The sequence below is a fragment of the Saccharopolyspora sp. ID03-671 genome (genome assembly GCF_045278815.1).
Lineage (GTDB): Bacteria > Actinomycetota > Actinomycetes > Mycobacteriales > Pseudonocardiaceae > Saccharopolyspora > Saccharopolyspora ipomoeae.
Window position 1 is genome coordinate 5,446,047 of sequence record NZ_CP134054.1, and the last position, 18,809, is coordinate 5,464,855.

Annotated in this window: 19 protein-coding genes and 2 pseudogenes; 12 read left to right on the forward strand and 9 right to left on the reverse strand. The window is 67.7% G+C overall.

The genetic code is table 11. The annotated features are described in order from the left end of the window. Positions 1-14 precede the first annotated feature (14 nt). From REH65_RS25265 to REH65_RS25275, 3 genes are all read left to right on the forward strand, one after another. Positions 15-407 (forward strand): ArsR/SmtB family transcription factor, encoded by a 393-nt coding sequence (locus REH65_RS25265; protein ID WP_406689377.1) that lies wholly within the window; start codon positions 15-17, stop codon positions 405-407. A 3-nt stretch (positions 408-410) separates the two neighbouring features. Then, positions 411-2,432, forward strand: a complete 2,022-nt coding sequence (locus REH65_RS25270; protein ID WP_406689378.1) for a heavy metal translocating P-type ATPase — start codon at positions 411-413, stop codon at positions 2,430-2,432. Between the two features lie 236 nt (positions 2,433-2,668). Beyond that, the gene (locus REH65_RS25275; RefSeq protein ID WP_406689379.1) at positions 2,669-2,965 is read left to right on the forward strand and encodes an alkylmercury lyase; all 297 of its coding nucleotides are present in this window, start codon (positions 2,669-2,671) and stop codon (positions 2,963-2,965) included. Between the two features lie 92 nt (positions 2,966-3,057). Here the strand turns inward: REH65_RS25275 and REH65_RS25280 are convergent, their stop codons facing one another. The 4 genes from REH65_RS25280 to REH65_RS25295 all read right to left on the reverse strand — a co-directional run bounded on the left by REH65_RS25280 (position 3,058) and on the right by REH65_RS25295 (position 5,535). Then, positions 3,058-3,279: a heavy-metal-associated domain-containing protein gene (locus REH65_RS25280; RefSeq protein WP_406689380.1), complete on the reverse strand. Its 222-nt coding sequence runs from the start codon at positions 3,277-3,279 to the stop codon at positions 3,058-3,060. Positions 3,280-3,290: 11 nt separating this feature from the next. Then, complete coding sequence (locus REH65_RS25285; protein ID WP_406689381.1) at positions 3,291-4,349, reverse strand: sulfite exporter TauE/SafE family protein; 1,059 nt, start codon at positions 4,347-4,349, stop codon at positions 3,291-3,293. A 108-nt stretch (positions 4,350-4,457) separates the two neighbouring features. Continuing rightward, entirely contained in the window at positions 4,458-4,925 is a 468-nt protein-coding gene (locus REH65_RS25290) for a hypothetical protein (RefSeq protein ID WP_406689382.1), read from the reverse strand. 190 nt (positions 4,926-5,115) lie between these two features. Next, a complete protein-coding gene (locus REH65_RS25295) occupies positions 5,116-5,535 on the reverse strand; it encodes a heavy metal-responsive transcriptional regulator (RefSeq protein ID WP_406689383.1) in 420 nt (139 codons plus the stop codon). Positions 5,536-5,766: 231 nt separating this feature from the next. Between REH65_RS25295 and REH65_RS25300 the strand changes: the two are divergent. The 4 genes and pseudogenes from REH65_RS25300 to REH65_RS25315 all read left to right on the forward strand — a co-directional run bounded on the left by REH65_RS25300 (position 5,767) and on the right by REH65_RS25315 (position 11,565). Continuing rightward, a pseudogene (locus REH65_RS25300) lies at positions 5,767-8,096 on the forward strand (heavy metal translocating P-type ATPase). A 160-nt stretch (positions 8,097-8,256) separates the two neighbouring features. Beyond that, on the forward strand, positions 8,257-8,847 hold the full coding sequence (locus REH65_RS25305) for a hypothetical protein (protein WP_406689384.1): 591 nt from the start codon (positions 8,257-8,259) through the stop codon (positions 8,845-8,847). Between the two features lie 319 nt (positions 8,848-9,166). Next, positions 9,167-10,111: an FAD:protein FMN transferase gene (locus REH65_RS25310; protein ID WP_406689385.1), complete on the forward strand. Its 945-nt coding sequence runs from the start codon at positions 9,167-9,169 to the stop codon at positions 10,109-10,111. After that, positions 10,066-11,565: a 2Fe-2S iron-sulfur cluster-binding protein gene (locus REH65_RS25315; RefSeq protein ID WP_406689386.1), complete on the forward strand. Its 1,500-nt coding sequence runs from the start codon at positions 10,066-10,068 to the stop codon at positions 11,563-11,565. The genes REH65_RS25310 and REH65_RS25315 overlap by 46 nt, the downstream gene beginning before the upstream one ends. 240 nt (positions 11,566-11,805) lie before the next feature. On the opposite strand, the gene REH65_RS25320 is transcribed toward REH65_RS25315, so the two are convergent. Further along, the gene (locus REH65_RS25320) at positions 11,806-12,051 is read right to left on the reverse strand and encodes an SHOCT domain-containing protein (protein WP_406689387.1); all 246 of its coding nucleotides are present in this window, start codon (positions 12,049-12,051) and stop codon (positions 11,806-11,808) included. Between the two features lie 263 nt (positions 12,052-12,314). After that, entirely contained in the window at positions 12,315-12,809 is a 495-nt protein-coding gene (locus REH65_RS25325; RefSeq protein WP_406689388.1) for a hypothetical protein, read from the reverse strand. 107 nt (positions 12,810-12,916) lie between these two features. Between REH65_RS25325 and REH65_RS25330 the strand changes: the two are divergent. From REH65_RS25330 to REH65_RS25345, 4 genes and pseudogenes are all read left to right on the forward strand, one after another. Then, a pseudogene (locus REH65_RS25330) lies at positions 12,917-13,384 on the forward strand (Tn3 family transposase); the annotation flags it as partial. Next, positions 13,278-13,604: a hypothetical protein gene (locus REH65_RS25335; RefSeq protein ID WP_406693239.1), complete on the forward strand. Its 327-nt coding sequence runs from the start codon at positions 13,278-13,280 to the stop codon at positions 13,602-13,604. The pseudogene REH65_RS25330 and the gene REH65_RS25335, both read left to right, overlap by 107 nt. 117 nt (positions 13,605-13,721) lie before the next feature. Beyond that, complete coding sequence (locus REH65_RS25340; protein ID WP_406693240.1) at positions 13,722-13,787, forward strand: hypothetical protein; 66 nt, start codon at positions 13,722-13,724, stop codon at positions 13,785-13,787. 28 nt (positions 13,788-13,815) lie between these two features. Then, complete coding sequence (locus tag REH65_RS25345; RefSeq protein ID WP_406689389.1) at positions 13,816-14,070, forward strand: Tn3 family transposase; 255 nt, start codon at positions 13,816-13,818, stop codon at positions 14,068-14,070. A 192-nt stretch (positions 14,071-14,262) separates the two neighbouring features. Here REH65_RS25345 and REH65_RS25350 read toward each other — a convergent pair whose 3' ends face one another. The 3 genes from REH65_RS25350 to REH65_RS25360 form a co-directional block, all read right to left on the reverse strand. Further along, the gene (locus REH65_RS25350; protein ID WP_406689390.1) at positions 14,263-15,465 is read right to left on the reverse strand and encodes an MFS transporter; all 1,203 of its coding nucleotides are present in this window, start codon (positions 15,463-15,465) and stop codon (positions 14,263-14,265) included. A 76-nt stretch (positions 15,466-15,541) separates the two neighbouring features. Then, a complete protein-coding gene (locus REH65_RS25355) occupies positions 15,542-18,019 on the reverse strand; it encodes a heavy metal translocating P-type ATPase (protein WP_406689391.1) in 2,478 nt (825 codons plus the stop codon). Continuing rightward, a complete protein-coding gene (locus REH65_RS25360; RefSeq protein ID WP_406689392.1) occupies positions 18,016-18,237 on the reverse strand; it encodes a heavy-metal-associated domain-containing protein in 222 nt (73 codons plus the stop codon). The genes REH65_RS25355 and REH65_RS25360 overlap by 4 nt, the downstream gene beginning before the upstream one ends. Before the next feature lie 114 nt (positions 18,238-18,351). On the opposite strand from REH65_RS25360, the gene REH65_RS25365 reads away from it, so the two are divergent. Next, positions 18,352-18,795, forward strand: coding sequence for a MerR family transcriptional regulator (locus REH65_RS25365; RefSeq protein WP_406689393.1), 444 nt, complete (start codon positions 18,352-18,354; stop codon positions 18,793-18,795). The last annotated feature ends 14 nt before the right edge of the window (positions 18,796-18,809 follow it).

Below are 18,809 nucleotides of genomic sequence, written 5' to 3' on the forward strand. Positions count from 1 at the left end.
ATTAGTATGTTGATATGGCTGTGGAGCGAGACGACACCTGCGACCTGTTGTGCCTGGATCTGCCGCACGCTGAGGAGATCCGGTCCGGGCTACCGGATCTGCCGGCGGTGGAGCTCGCCGCCGCTGGGGCGCGTGCCTTGGGTGACCCGACTCGGCTGACCATCGCCGCCGGGCTGTACAGCGGTGGGGAACTGTGCGTGTGTGACGTGTCGTGGGTGACCGGGCACGCGCAGAACTTGGTCTCGCACCACCTGCGGCAGCTCAGAACCGCGGGACTGGTCACCTCCCGCCGGGACGGGAAGTTGGTGATGTACGCGCTCAGCGAGCGCGGTCGTGGGCTGGTGACCGCGGTGCTGGGTGAGCCGGTTTCCGCGGCGTCGTCCGTCGACGAGTTGGTGGAGGGCTGACCGGTGGGTGCAGAGTGCTGCGGGCCGCAGGAGCCACAGACATCGGCAACTGCGGCGGAGAACGACGACCACGCTGAACACGGCGCGGAGCGGTTATGGCAGGTGCGTGAGCTGCAGCTGGCCGCGCTCGCGGCGGTGTTGTTGGCCGCGGGATGGCTGATCGGGCTCTCCGGTGCCGAGCGGGTCGGGGTCGGGTTCGAGCTGGCGGCGGCCGTGGCCGGTGGGGCCACGTTCGTGCCCGGATCGCTGCGCAACCTGCTGCGCCGCCGCATCGGCGTGGGCACGCTGATGACCATCGCCGCCATCGGTGCGGTGGCACTGGGCCAGTTCACCGAGGCCGCGCTGCTCGGGGTGTTGTTCTCCATCGCCGAGGGCTTGGAGCACTACGCCATCGCTCGCACCCGTCGTGGCCTGCGCGCTCTGCTGGGTTTGGTGCCACCGACCGCGTCAGTGCTACGCGAAAGTGCCGAAGTGCAGGTGGCGCCGGATGAGTTGGTGATCGGCGACCGGATGCTGCTGCGGCCCGGGCAGCGTGCCGCCACCGACGGCGTCATTCGGTCCGGGCGCACGAGCCTGGACCTCTCGGCGATCACCGGTGAGTCCGTTCCGGTCGAGGCCGGCCCGGGAGAGAGCGTGTACGCCGGGGCCATCAACGGCGGTGGGGCGATCGAGGTCGACGTGACCGCACCGGCCTCGGATTCCTCGCTCGCGCGCATCGTGCACATCGTCGAAGAAGCCCAAGACCGCAAGGGCAGCGGCCAGCGACTGGCCGACCGCATCGCCCGGCCGCTGGTGCCCGGCATCATGATCCTCGCGGTGCTCATCGCTGCGCTCGGCGCGGTCCTGGATGATCCGTTGGTGTGGATCGAGCGGGCTCTGGTGGTCCTGGTGGCGGCGTCGCCGTGCGCGCTGGCGATCTCCGTTCCGCTCACGGTCGTGGCCGCCGTCGGCGCGGCCAGCCGCACCGGGGCGTTGGTCAAAGGCGGCGCCGCGCTGGAGGAACTGGGCCGGATCGGCACCGTGGCGGTGGACAAAACCGGCACCCTGACCCGCAACCAACCCCGAGTTGTGCAGATCGTGCCGGTCGATGGCGCTACGGAGGGCGAGGTGCTCGCCGTCGCCGCCGCTTTGGAAGCGCGCAGCGAACACCCGCTGGCACAGGCCATTCTCGATGCCACCGGCGAGAGACCGGCTACCGCCGATGCGGTCACGGCCGTGCCCGGTCACGGTCTGCACGGACAGCTCAACAGCAGCACGCTTCGGCTGGGCAAACCCGGCTGGATCACCCCCGGCGCCCTCGCGGAAGATGTCGAGCATCTCCAGCAAGACGGTGCCACGGTCGTGCTGATCGAACGTGATGAGGCGCTGCTCGGGGCGATCGCGGTCCGCGACGAGCTCCGAGCAGAAGCCCCCGAAGCCATCCAGCAGATCCACGGCCTGGGCATCGACTCGGCGATGCTCACCGGCGACAACACCCGCACCGCCACCGCGCTGGCAAGCCAGGCGGGCATCAGCACCGTGCACGCCGAACTGCTGCCCGAGGACAAAGCCCGCCAGCTCAGCTCGCTGAGCAACGGCCGCACGATCGCGATGGTCGGCGACGGCGTCAACGACGCACCCGCGCTGGCCACCGCGGATGTCGGCATCGCGATGGGCGCGATGGGCACCGACGTCGCCATCGAAACCGCCGACGTCGCGCTCATGGGCGAAGACCTCAGGCACCTGCCCCAGGTTCTCGCGCACGCCCGCCACGCCAGGAGGGTGATGCTGCAGAACGTCGGGCTGTCGATGGCGATCATCACCGTGCTCATCCCGCTGGCCGCGTTCGGGGTCATGGGCCTGGCCACGGTGGTGTTCGTGCACGAACTCGCCGAGGTCCTGGTCATCGGCAACGCCATTCGCGCCGCCCGCGCCCGACCCCTTCCCGAGGTGGCCCCCGTGCCCGGCGCGGCGGCGCTCCCACCAGCCATCGCCGGAAAACCCACCACCCGGCCCGAAGGAGACGGCTGCTGTGACGCCTGCTAGGGCACGGCCCGTGTGGAGGGAACGAGGATGAGCGCGGGGGTGATGGCCGCTGTGTCGCATGAGGACTGTTCCTCTTCTACCTCATCGCCGCGTTTGGCTCCCGAGTACGAAGTCCACGAGAGCGTAGTGATTGGCTCCCAGGGACGATGCCCCGCACCGGCCATCCGCGAAGCGTCGCCGAACCGACTGCTCAGGTTTGCAGCTGCGGGATCTGACACTGGCCGAAAGGAAATCGCATGAGGCTGGACATTCTGCAAGTTCCCGACTGCCCGAATGTGCCGCTGTTACAACAGCGACTCCAGGAAGCGCTCGGTGACGTCGACGTTGAGGTTACGGTCCACGTGATTGACGATCCGGCAGCAGCCGCTCAGGCCGGTATGACTGGCTCACCGACGTTGCTGGTTGACGGGATCGACCCGTTCGCCGAGCCCGGCCGCGCGGCCAGCGTGTCCTGCCGGCTCTACCGCGAGGCCGACGGTCGGCTCTCGGGCGCGCCATCGGTGTCGCAGTTACGGCAGGCACTTCCATCGTGACTTGCGAGAGCTGAAATCGCATGGCTCGGCGCCGCGCCGTCCTCCGGGGATCATTGGAGGACGGCGCGACGCTGGCTGTCGGTAGCAGTGGCTTATCCGATGTGTTCGGCTTGGTAGCCGGCCTCGTCGATGGCGGCGATGACGTCTCCAGGACTGGATGCGGTCGTGTCGAGTTCGACGATCGTGAGTTCGTCCTTCACCGATGTGCGCGTGGAGCGCACGCCGGGGAGGTCTTCGAGGACGTCGTCGATGAGCAGGCTGCAACTACCGCAGTGCATGCCGATAACGCGAAAGGTGGCTGTTGTGGCGGGCATGGGACTCCTTGTCAGGCGGCGGTGATCGTGCCGGTGTACATGCCCATGCCGCAGGAGTAGGCCAGCGGTCCGCGGGGGAGCGGGCCGAGCTCGATCGGTGTTTGGCCTCGCGTGGGCAGGATCTTGTCGATGCCCAGGGAGGGGATGATGAAGGAACGAATGCATCCCTGGGCGTTGTCCGATTGGATGATCAGTGTTGTGGGCAGGTCCGCGCGGACCTGGACGTTGGCGGGGCTGTAGGCACTGGAGCTGGCGGTAACGACCACGGTCTGGTGCCCGTTCTGCACGGTCACGGTGCCTGGAGCCGGGGGTGCTTCGGCGGTGGCGGCGTGCGTGAGTCGGCTGGCGGCCAGTGGTGAACCTGCGAGTTCGAGCCCGCCGTTGAGCGTGTAGAGGCCGGTGATCAGCACTGCGATGCCGGTGAGGACGGCGAGTCGACTGCGCCACGCGGTGGCTGCCTTGCGGGCGGCGTAGCCGAGGATCGCGAACAGCGGGCTGGTTCCGACGACGAAGGTCGCCATGATCGCCGCTCCGGCCAGTGGTGAGCCCGAGGCCAGCGCCAGCGCTTCCACCGACAGCGTGACGCCGCACGGGATGAGCACGCTGACCACGCCGAGCAGCGTCGGCGCCAGCGCGGATTGGGAACGCGAGCTGTCGCGCACGATCCGCATCCAGGACAGCGGTGGTTCGATGACGATGTTGCGGAAACCGGGCACGCCGAGCTGGGAGAGTCCCAGCACGCAGATCACCACACCGGCGATCAGCTGCAACGTGGTCCTGGTGCCGACAGACATCTGCACGACCGTGCCCAGTGTGCCGAGCAGTGCGCCGAGCACGCTGTGGGAGACGAGCTTGCCGATCAGGAAACCACCAACGGGTGCGACATCGTCGGCGAGCCGATTCAGCGGACTCTGGGTTGTTTTGGTCCGCACGGCGGTGTTTCCGGTGTCGACGGGGGCCGCGTTGCGATGCTGGCGGGTGATCAATCCGGCGAGCAGTCCGCCCTGGACTGCGGCACATGAGACCCCACCGGCGAGTAGGCCGGTGAGCAAAACTGCGATCAGATCCATTGAAGGAACCTCCTGCGGAAAAAGGTAGGGAAGTCGTGATAGCCCCTGGCTTTCAAGGCGCAGGGGTATGGCCGCACGACGGATCGTGCGGTCGGTGGGCAGATTCTCCTACGTCCGCAGGATGCAGAGTTGGATGAGGCTCGGCGGCAGTGGTGGCGGCACGCGCGGGGTGGACACGTTGGTCCTGGTGAAGCGCAGAATGACCCGCATCTGGGGGTGACGCAGAATCGCCAAGAGCCCGACGATGATGATCAGGAGAGCCAAGCAGGTCATCAGCATGCCACTGTGCAAGCCGCTTGGGAGACCGGTCATGCCGTCGTCGACGCTGGTCCCATCACTGAGGTGTCGGTTTTCACCACCGGTGTCGATGCTTGATGCGTTCATGGAGCTGCCGGCCTTGGTGTGGCCGGAATCGGAAGCCACGTGCTCGGCCGCGGTGGTCATGTCAATGACCGGCGTCATGCCATCGGTGCACTGCGGGGTGTGGAGCAGCGCCAGGCCGGCGATCACCGTGAGCACCGCAACCAGCCGGGCGAGGAAGCCTCGCACGGCTCGCACCTGGCGGGTCGGACGCATCGGGCCCAGGTTACGTACTTGCCACTGCCGCTGCGTCGCGCCCCCGCGGTGAGACGTGGAAATAGGGAACTTTCCAGTTTCGTATCTGCGGAAAAAGTCGCGTGTGGCCACGTATCGACGAGCCGCTTGCCGAACTTGAGTGCGCATCAGTCACGCGATCGCCGGGGCGCGGTCACTGGGGTCCTCCTCGTCACTGGTGAGGGGTGTCGAGAGGTTCGGTTTCCAGGATCCAGCAGACGCTGGCGTTGTCGTGCTCGCTGGGCGGGCCTTGCTCGGCGTGAGCGAGCAGGCGTTCCAAGTGGGTTTCCAGTGTGATGAGTTCGGCGATCTGGGCACGCACGCCGTCCAGTCGTTCGTTGAGGACGTGCCCGACGTGGCTGCAGGGGCTTTCGCCGCGCTCGTGCACAGCGAGGATCTGGCGCACTTCGCGCAAGGTCATCCCGGCAGCCTGGCATCGGCGGATGAATCGAAGCCGGTCGGCGGTGTCCGAGCCGTAGTCGCGTTGGCCGCTTGGCGTGCGCGAGGGCGCGGGAAGCACGCCCGCTTCCTCATAGAAGCGAATGGTCTTGGTGCTCGTCCCTGTGAGTTCGGCAACTTCTCCGATTCTCATGTTCCCTCCTCTTGCCCTTCCAGTGCACTGGAAGTGTAACGGTCAGTGTGTCCGGCTGTCCGCCGTCGGCGGTCGCCATATCGAAGGATCGAGGAGCGAGGTATGACCGAGTCCAGGAGCGCGCGTGTCCATGGCGTGACTCTGGATCTCGATTCGAGGAACGTTCGAAAGGCTTCGGACCGAAACCTGGTTCGCGATGTTCCTGGACTCGGCACGGAGGACGAGCCTGATATGACCTCGACCGAACTCGAATCCCCTGACCGGACTGAATCGAGTCCGTCAGTGCAGACCGACTTGTCCATCACCGGCATGACGTGTGCGTCGTGCGCGGCCCGGATCGAGCGCAAGCTGAACAAGCTGTCCGGGGTGAGTGCGTCGGTGAACTTCGCCACCGCCAGCGCACGCGTTGCCCATTCCGATGATGTTGCGCCGGAGGACCTGGTGGCCACGGTGCGGGGCACCGGATACGGCGCGAGTCTTCCTGCCTCCCCGACGCCCAAGGGAACGCCAGGCGAGAGTGAGGATGCCGGGGGCTCTCGTGATGATGCCGGGGGCTCTCGTGATGATGAGCAACGCCATGTGCGGGCTCTGCGGGATCGATTACTGGTCTCGGTGGTTTTGACCGTGCCGGTGTTGGTGCTGTCGATGGTGCCTGCCGCGCAGTTCCGGTTTTGGCAGTGGCTGGTCTTCGCGCTGGCTTCTCCCGTTGCGTTGTGGGGGGCGTGGCCGTTCCACCGGGCAGCTGTGCTGAACCTGCGCCATCGGGCGGTCACGATGGACACCCTGGTTTCGCTTGGTGTTCTGGCGGCGTGGGTGTGGAGCGTGTACGCGCTGTTCTTCGGCGGCGCGGGCGAGCCCGGAATGACGATGGCGTTCTCGCTCATTCCCAGTTCGAGCACGCACGGGTCGGCAGAGGTTTACCTGGAAGTGGCCGCGGCGCTGACCGCGGCGATCCTCGCGGGCCGCTACTTCGAGGCGCGTGCTCGCAGGCGCGCGGGCGAGGCGATCCGAGCCCTGATGAACCTCGGAGCCAAGGACGTCACCGTCGTGCGCGACGGACGCGAGGTGCGTATCCCGATCGACCAGTTGGAGGTCGGTGCGGAGTTCCTCGTGCGACCGGGGGAGAAGATCGCCACCGACGGCGTCGTGGTGGAAGGTTCCTCGGCCGTGGACGAATCCCTGCTGACGGGCGAGTCGTTACCGGTCGAGGTCAGCGCAGGTGACGTGGTGACCGGGGCGACGGTCAACGCGGGAGGTCAACTGCTGGTGCGCGCCTCCCGGGTCGGTGCGGACACCAAACTCGCTCAGATTGCCCGCTTGGTTGAGGACGCTCAAACAGGCAAGGCCGAGGTGCAGCGGCTGGCTGATCAGATCTCGGCGATCTTTGTCCCGGTAGTCATTCTGCTGGCGGTGGAGACCCTGATCGCCTGGCTGTTCCTGGGGCACGCGGGGTCGATGGCGCTGACCGCGGCGGTCGCTGTGCTCATCATCGCCTGCCCGTGCGCGCTCGGACTGGCCACGCCGACGGCTCTGATGGTCGGCACCGGTCGAGGTGCTCAGCTCGGCTTGCTCATCCGTGGTCCCGAGGTGCTGGAGTCAACCCGGCGCATCGACACGATCGTGCTGGACAAGACCGGCACGATCACCGAGGGACGGATGAGCCTGACCGAAGTCGTGGCCGCCGAGGGCGAGGACGACGGGGAAGTTCTGCGCCTGACAGGCGCTTTGGAGAACGCCAGCGAGCATCCGATCGCCCGCGCGATCGCGGACGCCGCCGCGGACAGGCACGCGGCCCTCCCCGCCGTCACAGGGTTCGCCAATCACGCCGGAAGTGGCGTCACCGGCACCGTTGAAGGCCGGACGATTCTCGCTGGACGCGCGAGTTGGCTGGCCACCCAGGACGGCCTGGACGTCCAGTCTCTCTCGCTCAGGCTCAGCAACGAGCCGAAAGCGCCGGAAACACCGTCGTTTTCACCGCATGGGAAGGACAGATTCGCGCCGCGCTCGTCGTAGCCGACACGGTCAAGAAGTCCAGCGCTGACGCAGTTGCCCAGTTCAAGGAACTGGGGCTGAGGCCCGTACTGCTTACTGGTGACAACACTGCGGCAGCGAAGCACGTCGCCACCCAAGTCGGGATCGACGAGGTCATCGCCGAAGTCCACCCCGAGGAAAAGGTCGATGAAGTCAAACGGCTCCAGGGTGAAGGAAAAGTCGTGGCAATGGTCGGCGACGGTGTCAACGACGCCGCCGCCTTGGCCCAGGCTGACCTCGGTCTGGCAATGGGAACCGGAACCGACGCGGCCATCGCCGCCGCCGACCTGACCCTGGTCAAGGGAGACCCGCAAGCCGCCGCAGATGCAATTCGACTCGCCCGCAAGACCCTCGCCACGATCAAGGGCAACCTCTTCTGGGCGTTCTTCTACAATGTTGCCGCCTTGCCGCTCGCCGGTTTCGGCCTGCTCAACCCGCTCATCGCTGGGGCGGCAATGGCGACCTCGTCGGTGTTTGTTGTCACCAACAGCCTGCGACTGCGAAATTTCCAGCCGACCATTCGTAAATGAGTTCACTTTCGCTCGGAATGCCGGAATTCGGGTGACGACAGCGTGAAGCACAGAGCCGTAAGCGCGATATGCGCCCGGAGGAATGGAGAAAACAGTGTCAGTCAAGCTAGGGCAAATCAAGCATCGCACGGCCCTCGCTCTCGCGGCAGGAGTCGTGACGGTGGGTGTCACGACGAGCGTGGCGGTCGCCAGCGCCACGTCGGACACCCCGCAGCCTGCCCCGACAGCACCTGCGCCGCCCGCGCCTCCGTCCCCTGACCAGCGACCCGTGCAGCCCAGCCAGCCGAACGGCATGGGTCAGCCCAGCCAACCCAACGGCATGGGTATGGGGATGGACATGATGAATGGCATGGGCATGATGCCGAATAGCCAGAGCGGTGGCATGGGCATGATGAACGGAATGCCGAACATGATGGGCAATAACGGCATGGGCATGAACGGCATGAACGGCATGAACGGCATGGGGATGATGCCGAATGGTCAGGGTAGCGGCATGGGCATGAATGGCATGAGCTTGATGCCCAACGGCGGTATGACCATGAATGGCATGGGTATGTCGAACAATGGTACCGGAATGCCCAGCAATGGAATGGGCGGGATGTGGATGCCCTTCAGCGGCACGGGCTACATGTGGGTGCCTTATAACAGCGGTATGAACGGTATGAATCCTGCGCCGAACAACAATGGCATGAACCCCGCGCCGAACGGCGGTGCGGCGCCTGCGCCCAATAGCGGCATGGGAGGCATGTGATCCATGGCCGAGGAGTCTGGTGCCGCCAAGGAGCAGGATCGTCGCACAGCGCTGCGGGTGGGTGTTGCCACGGCCAGCATCGCGGGTGCCACACTGCTCATTCCTCTGCTGACTAATGGCGACCCATCCCCATCGTCGCCGGTGGCCAATGCCGCACCCACGGCGGCGACTCCTGCGCTTGAGGCTCAGGGGGCACCGGGGCCCGCAACGCGCAGCAGCGGCAGCGGATGTGGCGGCGGCAAGACGGCCGAAAACTCTTCTGCCGCACCCGCGCCGCCTCAGGCCCAGACCATGGCGGCAAATCCCATGGCGCGCAGCAGTGGCAGCTGAAGCACGGTTTCCGGTGATGGGTTCCGCCGGGCATCTCGTGGTAACCGGCGGAGCCCCCGAGCTGCTGGCTCGGGCACAAACCCTGCTGGGCCAGCTTGAATCGTTGTGGTCCCGGTTCCAACCGGACAGCGAATTGTGCCGGCTGAACAGCTTGCAGGGCCGATGGGTCCGGGTTTGCGCTCCGACGCTGTGGGTGGTGCACGCCGCGGTGCGGGCGTGGGAGGTGACCGGTGGTCTGTTCGATCCGACCGTGTTGCCTGCCTTGAAAACCGCTGGCTACAGCGGCAGCTTCGAGACGTTGCGGGACGGACCGCTGCCCGAGGCGCCGCCTGTGCCTGCTCCCGGCTGCGCAGACATCGAATTCAAAGCAGATCGCGTCTACCTACCTCCCGGCGTCCAACTCGATCTGGGGGGCATCGGCAAGGGCTACGCAGCCGATCTCCTGGTCAACGAATTGCTCACCGCAGGAGCGGAAGGGGCGTCTGTCAATCTGGGCGGCGACGTTCGAATGGCGGGCTCGCCGCCCAGTGGTGTGGCCTGGGACAGCGCCGTGGCAGACGAGGCCAATCCGGATAAGGATCTGGCGTGGCTGGCCGTGGCCGATGGAGCAGTGGCCACCTCCACCCGGCTTCGACGCCGATGGCGACGGCACGGGCGAGAACTGCACCACCTCATCGACCCGCGCACCGGAATGCCCGCAACAAGCGAGGTTGTCACCGTCACGGTCGTGGCCGGAGACGCCACCTGGGCGGAGGTGCTGGCCAAGGCGGCGCTGATCGCCGGCCTGTCTGCCGGAACGGCCCTGCTGGAACGCCATGGCGTAGGCGGCTTGCTCGTCACTGGGGATGGAGCGGCGCACACAGTCGGAACGTGGGAAAGGTATGTGACGTGGACCCCCGAATCTGGTGGTACCTCGCGCGTGTCGGCGGACTGATGTCCTGGTGGCTGCTCTCCGCCACGGTTGTATTGGGATTGCTGTTTTCGACTCGCCTGCTCATCAAGCACGTGAACGCGGCGAGCCTGCGCGATCTGCACCGCTTCGTTTCCGCACTGTCCCTGACCTTCCTCGCTGTACATGCGGTCGCACTACTGGCGGACACCTGGGTGAAGATCGGTCTGACCCAGCTACTGGTCCCCTTAACCTCCAGCTACCGGCCCGCAGCGGTGACCTGGGGCGTGATCGCTGCTTACCTGCTCATCGCCATCCAGGTGACCTCACTCCTCAGCCAACGCATCCCCCATCGGTGGTGGTCCTACGTCCACCGCAGCGCCTTCGCGGTGTTCGGGCTCACCACCCTGCACGCCCTCACCGCTGGAACAGACGATCCGGTCGTGCTTGGGACCGGCGTCGTCTTGATCTGGCTCGTCGGGTTTCTGAGCCTCTACCGACTACTCGCTGGAAGGCGGGGCAGCGCCGACACCTCCGCCCCCGCGGAACCTGCGGCGGCCTCGGATCCGCCCGGAACCCAACCCGTCATCGTGGCCGGGATCCGCTCGGTTGCTGACAAGATCAGCGCAGTTGAACTCGCCAGCGTGCACGGCGCGCCGCTACCCGCGTGGGAACCCGGTGCGCATGTCGATCTCGTCCTGCCGTCAGGACAGATCGGCCAGTACTCGCTGTGTGGCGACCCGGCCGACCTGAACACATACCGCATCGGTGTGCTCCACGTCCCGGCCGGCGGCGTGTCAGAGGAGGTGCACGCACTGCAAGCGGGCCAGCGAGTCGCCATCAGCCGCCCGCGGAACCGGTTTCCCCTGGTGCTGGCCAACCACTACCTGTTCATCGCTGGCGGTATCGGTATCACCCCGATGCTGCCCATGATTCGAGCGGCGGCCGAAGCCGGACGGGAGTGGCGGCTGATCTACGGCGCCCGCTCCAGCGCAGCAATGGCCTTCACGGAGGAGCTCCTGGCGCTCGATCGCGATCGCGTGCAGCTTGTCCCAGAGGACACCGATGGTCTGCCCGACTTCGCCACCGCACTGGCTGAGACACCTCCGGGAGCGGCCGTCTACGCCTGCGGTCCCGAACCACTTCTCACCTCGGTGAAGCAGGTCGTCGTCACCAGATTTCCTGACCGGCATCTGCATACCGAACGCTTCGCCGCTGCCGGTGCTGCAGCCGCCGACTTCCAGGTCGAGCTGCGACGCAGCGGACGAATCCTGCCGGTCCCGGCCGACCGCAGTCTGCTGGACGTGGTCCGAGATGCGGTGCCGGATGCTCGGGCTTCCTGCGAGGAAGGATATTGCGGTACGTGTGAACTCGATGTCCTGGATGGCCTCCCCGACCACCGTGACACCGTGCTACCGCCCGACGAGCGTGATCGCCGCGATGTGATCTACCCCTGTGTGTCACGCGCCCGCAGCCCGAAACTGACCGTGGACCTGTAGCCAGGTAGATCGTCGCGTCCCTCAAAAAATGGAACCGATGGGACCGGTGTAGCGCGCAACTGGTGATGCTTGTGGACGTCACCGGGCCCTTTCGGTTCAAGCCGTGCGCTTGGTGGTATCGCCTCAGTCCCAACCAGTCGCGCGAGTCGCTTTCCCACGTTCGTGCTTCGTAGAGGCGGAACCCCACTGTGCGGCAACGTGCGACCATGCTGCGCGAAACGCAGGACCAGGTGGGGCTGGTTACCGGCCACGGAGATCTCCGAGGCGGCGCTGGTATTCCTCCCGGTCGACCTCTCCCGCTGCATAGCGTCGCCGGAGCTCGGTCTCCGCCGGGTCTTCGCGTTGCCGTGTTAGCTGGCCCTGGCTCATCAGTGACCTGGCCAGCCACATGATCGCCAACACGAGCAGCGCCAGCACCGCCAGTCCCACGACGCCCCACAGGACCGCCAGCAGGCCCATGCCCATGCCCATCATTCCGTCCATCACGGCAACCACCGCCTTCGACCGATACGCCGCCTGAACAGGTACTACACCCTCCGTCATACCCCTCATAGGTGGGTGGGGACACGGCAGCCGGTACTGACGCGCCGGTCAGTCTTGGCAGGTCGAATCGACGGCCCTCTTGGCCTGAATGATCGTGCTCCGGGCGGGGCAAGGTTCGAGCGGGAACTCCCGTCGAAACTCGATTAGGAGCCCGCAACACTGCCCGGCGATGCCACCGAGGGAGGCGAGCATTGCCGATCGCCCGTTCAACTGCGCCATTCGTCACATCGGTGCGGATGGGCATTAGTGAGGGTGAATCCGGCTGCTGCGGCGGTGAGCAGGAGTGCGGCTCCGAGGAGGTAGACGGCCGTGACGCCGAGTCTGTAGGCGAGAAGGCCACCGAGGACGAGGCTGCCCAGTCGGCCGGTCTGCCACAGCGCGTCCAGCCCGGAGGACACGCGGCCCCGCACGGCCTCATCGGTGTGGGCTTGCACGAGGCTGGTGAAGGTGTTGGTCCCGGTGGAGGTGCCCAGGCCGTAGAGCAGCAGCGCCCCGGCGGCCCGGGGCGGCCATGTCGTCGCGGCCAGCACCAGGTCGACGAGGCCGCGCAACCAGTAGGCGCTGAAGACGATTCCTGGCCGGGCCGGCTCGCACACGAATCGGGTCAGCAGCGTGGGACCGGCGGCGGCGCCGATCGCGATGGCAGCCAGCAGCCGCCCGAATCCCTGCGGCCCGATGCTGAGGTGCTCGTGAGCGAGCACAACCAGCAGCGCGCTGGTGGCCCCTGCGGACAGGGCGGCCAGTAACTGCGCGGCGGCCAGCGGCGGAGCCGCCGAGCCTGGAGAACCTGCGGGTGCTGACCCACCGGATGCTGCCTCGTGTGGATCTGCCCGAGGTGTTGCTGGAGGTGTTGTCCTGGACCGGTGCCGACCAGGCGTTCACCTCGGTCACCGGCGGCGAAGCCCGCCTGGCCGACCTGCACATCTCGATCGCCGCACTGCTGGTGAGCGAGTCCTGCAATATCGGCTGGACCTCGGTCGTCAAACACGCCGTGCCCGCGCTGACCCACGACCGGCTCGCGCAGGTCGATGCCACCTACCTGCGGATGGACACCCTTAAAGCCGCCAACGGCGCCCTGATCGACGAGCAGGCCCGCATCGGCCTGGCACAGATCTGGGCGGCGGGCATGTGGCCAGGCCAGTGTCGACAGGATGCGGTTCGTCGTACCGGTGCAGACCATCAATGCCCGCCACAATCCCCATTACCGGGGCCAGAAACGGGGCGCGACCTGGCTGAACAAGCTCAACGACCAGGCCGCCGGGCCGCCGGGAAAGTCGTCGCCGGTACCCCGCGTGACTCCCTGCACGTGCTGGACGTGCTCTACGACCGCGACGGTCCGATCGCCACCGCTGCCTGCGGCCGGATCGATCTGGACCGGTGCGGCGGAACTGGGAGGACATCCTGCGGGTCACCGCCTCCATTCACACGGGCGCCGTCCGAGCGCACGACGTGATCCGGATGCTCTCCCGCGACGGCCACCCCACCCCGCTTGGTGAAGCGATCGCGCACTATGGGCGCATTCACAAGACCCTGCATGCACTTCGTCTGGTCGACGACACCGGCTATCGCCGCGACAGCAAGCCCAGGCCAACCTCCAGGAAGGCTGCCACGCCCTGGCGAGGCGGATCTTTCACGGCCAGCGCGGCGAACTGCGACAGCGCTACTACGAGGGCATGTAAGACCAGCTCGGCGCCCTCGGCAAATATCTTGAACGCGCTGGTGCTGTTCAACACCCGCTACCTCGATGCCGCGATCACCGAGCTGCGGGCTGGGGGCTACGAGGTTCGTGATGAGGACGCCGCCTGGCTCTCGCCGTTCGTGTGGCACCACGTAAAGGTCCTCGGCCGCTATTCGTTTCTGGCTCCGGAGCTGCCGCCTCGTGACGCGGGCAGCACCACGAGCTCCCCGGTCGAGCTCGACCGGGGAGCCACCACACTGGCCAGCAACGCCGAGGGCTTCTAGGGGTAGCCGGGATACGCGAGAAACCTGCCAAGTCTTCTGGTAATGCCTGGTCAGGCTTCGGTGTCGGCGAGGGCGTGGTAGAACGAGGCGACTGAGGGGTGTTGGCTGGCGTTCTTGCCGGTTTTGATGGTCGCGCACCGGCTACCGGCCACTGCGTAGCCCCTCTTCCTGACCTGGGGCGGGGCGGGCCTTTCAGGATGTCGGGGCGCTGGTACGGGGCCGTTCGTGGCGGAACAGCGGAACAGCGGCTGCGGTGGCCACGGTTGCGGCCGCGCCGAACACGGTCAGCGCGACGGGGAAACCGGCGGGCAGCAGTAGGGCTTGGAAGGCGAGGCTTCCTATCCCCATGCCGGTGAACAGGGTGAAGACGTTGAGGCCCATGGCTTGGCCGCGGTGTCCGGGCAGGTCGGTGACGATGCCGCCCAGGGGTGGTTGGGTCATGTCGTAGCCCAGGGACAGCGCCACGATGCTGGCTTGCACGGCCAGCAGCGGCAACGGGGTGGCCAGCAGCAGCGCGCACGCGGCGCCGAGGGCCAGTCCGGCGGGGATGATGCGGGCGCGGCCGTAGCGGTCGGCCAGTCGCCCGATGACGGGGCCCAGCAGCAGGCCGGGGATGCCGTAGCCGAGCAGGGTCAGCCCGATACCGAACTCGCCGAGACCGAAACGCTGGGACAAATAGACCCCGAGCCAGGTGTAGACCCCGGAGTGCAGCACCGCGTTGACCAGCACATAGGCGTAGGTGCGTTGACCACGGGCGGTGCGCAGCAGGGCGGTGTAGCCGGCGGCGACCTTGCGCCAGGGCGGCACCGTGGCCGGCCTCGGTGTGGGCGGGAGGACGGCCAGTGCCATGGTCAGCAGCACCAGCCCGAGGACGCTGACGGCCAGGAACAGCCCGGACCCGCCGAGCAGGGGCTCGGCGAGTGCGCCGCCGGCCGCGCCGAAGGCCATGCCGCCGGCCATACCGCCGAACAACCACCCGAGTGCCCAGCCCCGACGTTGGTAGGGGTACAGGTCACCGATCAGCGCCAGCCCGATCGGCACGACGCCACTGGCGCCGAGGGCGGTGACCACCCGCATGCCGACGAACGCCGTGGCGGTGCCGACGAACGCGGTCGCGGCGGTGAGCACGGTGAATGCCACCAGGGAGGCGAGGATGACCGGGCGGCGCCCGACGCGGTCGGACAAGGGACCCCAGAGCAGGGTCATGACCCCGTAGGGCACCAGATACGCCGGCACGGCCAGGCCGACCAGGCTCGGGGTGGTGGCGAAGACCTTGGCCAGTGCCGGCAGGATCGGCGCGACCATGAAGATCTGCGCGAAGATCACGAACGCTGCGGTGGTCAGCACTGCCAGCATGCCCCGGGGCGCGCTGGGGATGGGTGCGGGTTCGGACACGTCTCCTCTTCCTGATGACTGGAATGTGCCGGGTTGCTGGGCTTCGTCGCTGCGCGGTGGGGCGGGTGCCCGGCTGTTAACCGGACACCCGTGTGGGCACCGGGGAAGCAGGCCCCACGTCGGCGGCGGTGCTGGGCCCTGGCCGGCCGACGCTGGTGATGGCGCTGATGAGCAGTGCGGGGCGGGTGCCGAAGGAGTTGAGGAAGATCGTGGTCACCGAGGCGGCCATGGCCACCATGGCCCATACGGGGCTGATCAGGCCGGTGGTGGCCAGCGGGATGCCTAGGCCGTTGAAGGTGAAGGCCAGACCCACGTTGGTGCGGGTGCGCCGGTAGGCGCGGTCGCTGATGTTCCGGGCGTCGAGCACTGCGGTGACGTCGTCGCGCAGCAGTACGAGGTCGGCGGATTCCACGGCGATGTCGGTGCCGCCGCCGGCGGCCAGCCCCACGTCGGCCTGCATCAGGGCGGGGGCGTCGTTGATCCCGTCGCCGACCATGGCCACCCGGGTGCCCTCGGCCTGCAGCTCGCGCACGATCGCTGCCTTGCCGTCCGGACGCACCCCGGCGTGGACCTCGGTGATGCCGAGCTGGCCGGCGACGTACCGCGCGGCGCGCTCGTTGTCGCCGGTGACCAGCACTGGGACCATCCCCGCCGCGCGCATGGCCGCGACCGCGGCTTCGGCGTCCTCGCGGATCTGGTCGCCCAGCGCGATCGCGCCCCGCAGCGCCTGGCCGGTGGCCACGGCGATGACGGTGTGCCCGGCAGCCTCGGCCTCCTCGATCCACGCCGCGAGCTCGGCCAGCTCGATGCCGGCGTCGGTGAGCAACCCGGGCCGGCCTACCAGCACGCGCTGGCCGTCGACGGTGGCGCGCACGCCGGAACCGGTCACCGACTCGAAGTCGTCCGCCGTGGGCACCTCCATGCCAGTGTCTTCGGCGGCGGCCACAACAGCGCGGGCCAGCGCGTGCTCGGAGTGCTTCTCGGCGGCCGCGGCCAGGCGCAGCAGCTCCTGCTCGTCGCCGTCGACGGGTTCGATGGCCCTCACGGTGGGACGACCTTGGGTGAGGGTGCCGGTCTTGTCCAGCACGATGCGGCGCACTAGGCGGAAGGTTTGGAAGGCTTCGCCGGTGCGCATGACGATGCCCCGGTCGGCGGCATGTCCGGTGCCGCGCACGATGGCCAGCGGTGCGGCGATCCCGACCGCGCAGGGATAGCCCATCACCAGCACTCCGAGTGCGGCGAACACCGCGCGGTGCACATCGGGTTGGCCGGCCAACGCCCAGCTGTCGCCCAGCCAGGCGAGCAGGGCGATCGCGGAGATGCTCAACACGGTGGGGGTGTAGACGCGCAGCACCCGGTCGACCAGATGCAGGATGCCGGGCTTGAGCGCGCGGGAGTCCTCCACGTGGCGCACCACCTGGGCCAGGAAGCCCTCGGCGCCGGTGGCGGTGACCTCGATGAGCAGGCTGCCAGTGCCGTTGATCGCCCCGCCGACAACCTCCTCACCCGGCCCGCGCTCCGCGGGAACCGGCTCGCCGGTGACCAGCGAGAAGTCGATGGCCGAATAGCCGGTTCGGATGCGCCCATCGAGCGGGATGCGTTCGCCGGGCCGCACTCGCACCCGCTGGCCCACCTCGACCTGCTCGACGGGCACCTCGGACTCGCCGGAGTCGGTGACCAGCCGTGCCAGGTCGGGTTGCAGGTCCAACAGTTTCTTGATCGACTGGCTGGAGCGGGTCTTGACCAGCAGCGACAACCATTCCGAGAAGATGTGGTAGGTCGCCACGATCGCCGCCACCGCGAAGAACTCCGCGGTCGGATAACCGGGCAACACCCCGGTCAGGCCGATGATGCCGCCGGTGATGCCGGCGAACGCGCCGATCTCCAGCAGGACATGCTGGTTGAGAATGCCGCGGCGCGCGGACTGCCACGCCATCCGCAGAATGTGCGGGGCCACGCCGAACACCATCACACCCGCCAGTACCGCGGCGATCCACCCGTTGACCGGTGGCGCCAGCAACCCGCCGAAGCGCGCGGCCAGGGCGAGCGCCCCTGGGGCGGCGACTGCGGCCGCCCACCCGGCCGCCCGAGCCCGGCCGGTGGGGCGCAGGATCGAAAACACCAGCGCCAGCGCGGCGACCAGCAGGGTTGCGCACGCGAGCGTCCACCAGCCTTCGGCGATCTGCACCATCGCCGCCAGGCTCACGCCGATGGCGGTGAACAACCGCTTGCCCTCGCGCAGCAGATCGGCTTCCTCGTCCTCGAACGCGCGTAGCTTGCGCGGGTCGTAGAGGTCATAGCCGATATCGCGCAGCGTGCCCAGGATCCGCTCGGGCGCGATGCGCGCGGGGTCGTAGTCGACCAGGGCCTGCTCGTGGGTCAGGCTCACCGCCACCGTGCCGACACCGTCCATGCGGCCCAGGGCCTTTTCGATCGTGCCGGTGCACAGCGAGCAGTGCAAGCCCGCGATCCGCGCACGAATCCGCTGATGCCCCGGCGTCGGGCTGGGCTCCGAGTCCCATAGCTGCGACTGTTCCGCGACAGCGGTACTCACCGGCCCACCCCCTCGATGACCTCGTAGCCAGCGGCATCCAACCGCTCGGCCAGCACACCGCGGTCGGCCAACTCGGAGCCGACACGCACCCGCACCGCCCCGGTGGTGTGGTCGGCGATGACCTCTCGTACGCCCTCGACTCGGCGCAGCACCGCGTCGATCCGCTGCTCACAGCCGGCGCACGACATCCCCACCACCCGCAACACCAGCGTGTCCATAACCCCTCACTCCCAGGCTTCGACGTGCGGTTTTTCCTTCGCCGACACACGCTAGAACCTTGCCCCAGGGGTAAGGTCAAGCGTGAAGACCCACCAGTACCGCAGGAGGCTGGGATGACCATGACCGTGGGTGCGGCCGCCCAGGCCGCAGGGGTCAGCGCGAAAGCGGTCCGCCTGTGGGAGTCGAAGGGCCTGCTGCCGCCTGCCGAACGCACCGAGGTCGGCTACCGGGTCTTCACCGACGACGACCTCGACGTGCTGCGCTTCATCCGCCAGGCCAAAACTCTCGGCCTGACCCTGCCCGAGATCAAAAACATCATCGACCTGCAACGCGACGGCGCCGCTCCGTGCGGGCGCGTCACCGAACTCCTCGACACCCACATCGCCGAGATCGACCGCACTCTCGCAGACCTGCGCCAGCTCCGTCGTTCGCTGGCCTCCGCCCGCCACGTCGCCCGGGACAGCCAGCGCCGCGGTGAGCATGCCGTGATCTGCCGCATCATCGAAAACCACACCGGCCACGACAGCCCCACTGCCCACGGACGTGGTGAGGAGTAGGCCAGCACCGGCCT